Annotated in this window: 4 protein-coding genes and 1 pseudogene; 4 read left to right on the forward strand and 1 reads right to left on the reverse strand. The window is 68.9% G+C overall.

Translation table 11 applies throughout. The features are described from left to right. The 4 genes and pseudogenes from ACAM49_RS39440 to ACAM49_RS39455 all read left to right on the forward strand — a co-directional run. Nucleotides 1-500: pseudogene (locus ACAM49_RS39440) on the forward strand (hypothetical protein); the annotation flags it as partial. Between the two features lie 20 nt (nt 501-520). After that, nucleotides 521-847, forward strand: a complete 327-nt coding sequence (locus tag ACAM49_RS39445; RefSeq protein ID WP_369640619.1) for a hypothetical protein — start codon at nt 521-523, stop codon at nt 845-847. 140 nt (nt 848-987) lie between these two features. Next, nucleotides 988-1911, forward strand: a complete 924-nt coding sequence (locus ACAM49_RS39450; protein ID WP_369640620.1) for a helix-turn-helix domain-containing protein — start codon at nt 988-990, stop codon at nt 1909-1911. A 1-nt stretch (nt 1912) separates the two neighbouring features. Next, on the forward strand, nt 1913-2446 hold the full coding sequence (locus tag ACAM49_RS39455; protein ID WP_369640621.1) for a dihydrofolate reductase family protein: 534 nt from the start codon (nt 1913-1915) through the stop codon (nt 2444-2446). 22 nt (nt 2447-2468) lie between these two features. Here ACAM49_RS39455 and ACAM49_RS39460 read toward each other — a convergent pair whose 3' ends face one another. After that, on the reverse strand, nt 2469-3029 hold the full coding sequence (locus ACAM49_RS39460) for a methylated-DNA--[protein]-cysteine S-methyltransferase (protein WP_369640622.1): 561 nt from the start codon (nt 3027-3029) through the stop codon (nt 2469-2471). Nucleotides 3030-3172 lie beyond the last annotated feature (143 nt).

Raw genomic sequence — 3172 nt, forward strand, 5'->3', positions numbered from 1 at the left:
CGCGCACCCTCCGCATCGGCGACTTCTCCACCCCCGCCCCCGACGAGGTCCCCGACAACCTCCTCGACGGCGCGAACACCTTGGCCGCCAACACCGAAGCGGGCTTGGCCACCGGCCTCAACGCCATCGGCGTCAACCCCAGCCGCTCCGACAAGATCGCGGCGGGCACCCTCGGCGGCGCCGCCATCGGCGCGGGCATCGGCGCTGTCGGCGCGGGCGTACCGGCCGCACTCGTGGGAGCCGCGGGCGGCGCGGTCATCGGCGCCGGAGTCGGCGCGCTGGCGGGCGCGGCGATCGGCGCGGTCGGCGGCATCGCCGTCGCGCCCTGGCTCGCCCCGATCGACGTCGCGGGCGGCGCCGCCGGTGGCGCACTCATCGGCGCGGGCGTCGGCGCGGCGGCCGGTGCGGCCGCCCTCGGACTCCCCGCCGCTGCCGCGGGTGGCGTCGTCGGCGGTGTCGCCGGCGGCGCGATCGGCGGCTTCCTCGGCGGCGCACTGTAAACAGAAAGGTGAGATCTTCCATGCGAAAGACACTGCGGGCCACCGCAATCATCGGAGCCACCGCCGCGTGCGGTGTGCTGGGCACCCAGGCCGCCTCGGCGACCGTGCCCGTCGCCACTCCGGAGCCGGGCGGCGTGATCCGGATGGATCTCGCCCCGGGCGAATGGTGGAACTGCGGCGCGTGGAGCCTGCAGGCCCCCTTCGTCACCTCCGACCCCCTCTCCGGCCTGGCCTCCGACCGTCCCCTCTACCTCCACCTCACCCCGGGCGCCGATGCCTGGGTCTTCTGCGAGGGCACCGCGGCCCCGTTCATCTACTACGGCCCGATCGTCAAGGCCGGTTCCTAGCGGTTTCCACTCCGACGTAAAGCGCCCGCACCAATCCCTTTGGTGCGGGCGTTTTCGCTGCCACCGGGTTCGACGCCGAGGCCGAGAACTGAGCAAGATCGGTCAAGCGGGTGCCGGGTCCGGGTTGGCAGACTCGTCGGGTGGGCAAGAACGGACGGGATCGGTTGCGGGAGCTGCTCGATGCGGTGCTCGATGCGGGCAATGCCACGCTTGGGGAGATGGCGGCGGATGCGTTTGTTTCGCCGTTTCATTTCAGTCGGCAGTTCTCGCGCGGGACCGGGGAGTCGCCGGTGGCGTTGAGGCGGCGGGTGTTGTTGGAGCGGGCGGCTTGGGAGTTGTCGACGGGGAAGTCGGTGACCGAGGTGGCGTTCGCGGCCGGGTACGAGTCGGTGGAGGGGTTCAGTCGGGCGTTCGGTGGTGCCTTCGGGTATGCGCCGAGCCTGACTCCCGGCGGCGAGCGGCGGCCGTGGCTGCCCGCGAGCAATGGCATTCACTTTCACCCGCCCATGTCGCTGTGGGTGACGGGTGGGCCGCAAGGAGCGGGCGGGCTGGATCCCACCACGCTGATGGTTCATCACGATGTCGATGACACGCGCGAACTCCTCGGTATGGCAGCGCGACTCGACGAATCGCGATATCGGCAGGTGCGGTCGCCGGGTCTGGTGGTGGAGTCGTTTCGGGGGCCCGAGGAGTCCATTGCCGCGGTGCTCGGCCATCTGATCGAGTCGAAGGAAATGTGGCTCGCCGCGATCGACGGCGAGGACCTCCCGAAGACCGCGGACGATGCCCTCCCGGATTTGGTGAAACGGCATGAGCGCGTTGCGGTTCGGTGGCTGGACACGGTCCGCGATATCACGCGGCGGGGCGGGTGGGACGACACGCTGATCGATGCGTTGTGCGAGCCGCCGCAGAGCTTCGTCATCGGCAGCGTGATCGCCCACATCCTGAGCTACTCCACCCACCGCAGACATCTCGTACGGCATTGGCTGCGCACCGAATTATCCAGCGCCGGAACCGAAAGCGGGGACGGCGATCTCATCGAATGGCTACATCGGAGAGGCTGACGTGAATTTCAAGACCGTTTATCACACCGCTATGAGTCTGGACGGCTTCCTGGCGACTCCCGACCACAAACTGGATTGGCTGCTGTCGCGGCAGGTCGACTGGGACGGCCCGCTGGGGCTGAACCGGTTCGCGGCCGGTGCGGGCGCGATCGCCATGGGCGCCAGCACTTATCAATGGGTCAATGAGAATTCCACCGAGCCCTGGCCCTATGACATGCCGACCTGGGTGTTCACCCACCGTGAGTTTCCCGCGTTCGACGACGGCCGCGATGTCCGATTGACCTCGGAGCCGGTGGCGGTCGTACACAAGGAGATGGCCGCGGCCGCCGACGGCAAGGACCTGTGGCTGATGGGCGGCGGCGAGCTGGTCGGACAGTTCGCCGATCAGGGATTGCTGGACGAGATCATCGTGTCCATCGCCCCGGTCACGCTGGGCGCGGGCGCACCCCTGCTTCCCCGCCGCCTCGAACTGAAGACCGAGGAAGTCGCCCACAACGGCGAATTCGCCTGCGTGCGTTACTCGGTCGTGCGCTGACGCTATTCGGCACGCGAGGCTTTCAGAAGAGGGTGGGTTCGCCGAAGCCGGGGGTGCGTTCTATTTCGAGTAGGTGTTGTTTGGTGGTCAGGCCACCGGGGGCGGAGAAGCCGTGGAGGGCGTGGTCGGCGGCGAGGACGCGGTGGCAGGGGATGATCAGGGGGATCGGGTTGCGGCCCAAGGATTGTCCCACCGCTTGGGCTCCGCCCGGGGCGCCGATTCGGTTGGCCACGGCACCGTAGTTGAGGGTGTGGCCCGGGTCGATGGCTCGGGTCACCTCGTAGACGGCGCGGTCGAAATCGTTGAGGGGGCTCAGATCTACGGGGATCCAGCGGAGGTCGTTCAGGTCACCGGTCAGGTGGGCCTGGACGGCCTCGATGGCCTTGGCGATTTCGGGAGTGGGTTCGGCTTCGGTCACGTCGACCTGACGGTGGCGGCGCAAGATATGCGTGCGGGTGGTGGCCGGGGTGCGGTCGGGAAGGGCGAAGCGAAGGACGCCGGCGGCGCTCCAGGCGATGGCGCAGGTGCCTATCGCGGTGTCGAAGAGCGCCGCCGACGCCATGGGACGAGCCGGGGCGGACATAGGGCCAGTGTGCACCGTGGCACCGACAGGCAGCTAGATTCAGGCCAGTTGATTACAACTGGACTGACTCGCTGCGGCAGGGGATGGCGGACAGGGCCGCGACCGCGGGAGTGGCGCGGCGAAAGCGGCGAATGGGGGTCGGC

It is taken from the genome of Nocardia sp. JMUB6875 (genome assembly GCF_041154655.1).
In the GTDB taxonomy this organism is placed as follows: domain Bacteria; phylum Actinomycetota; class Actinomycetes; order Mycobacteriales; family Mycobacteriaceae; genus Nocardia.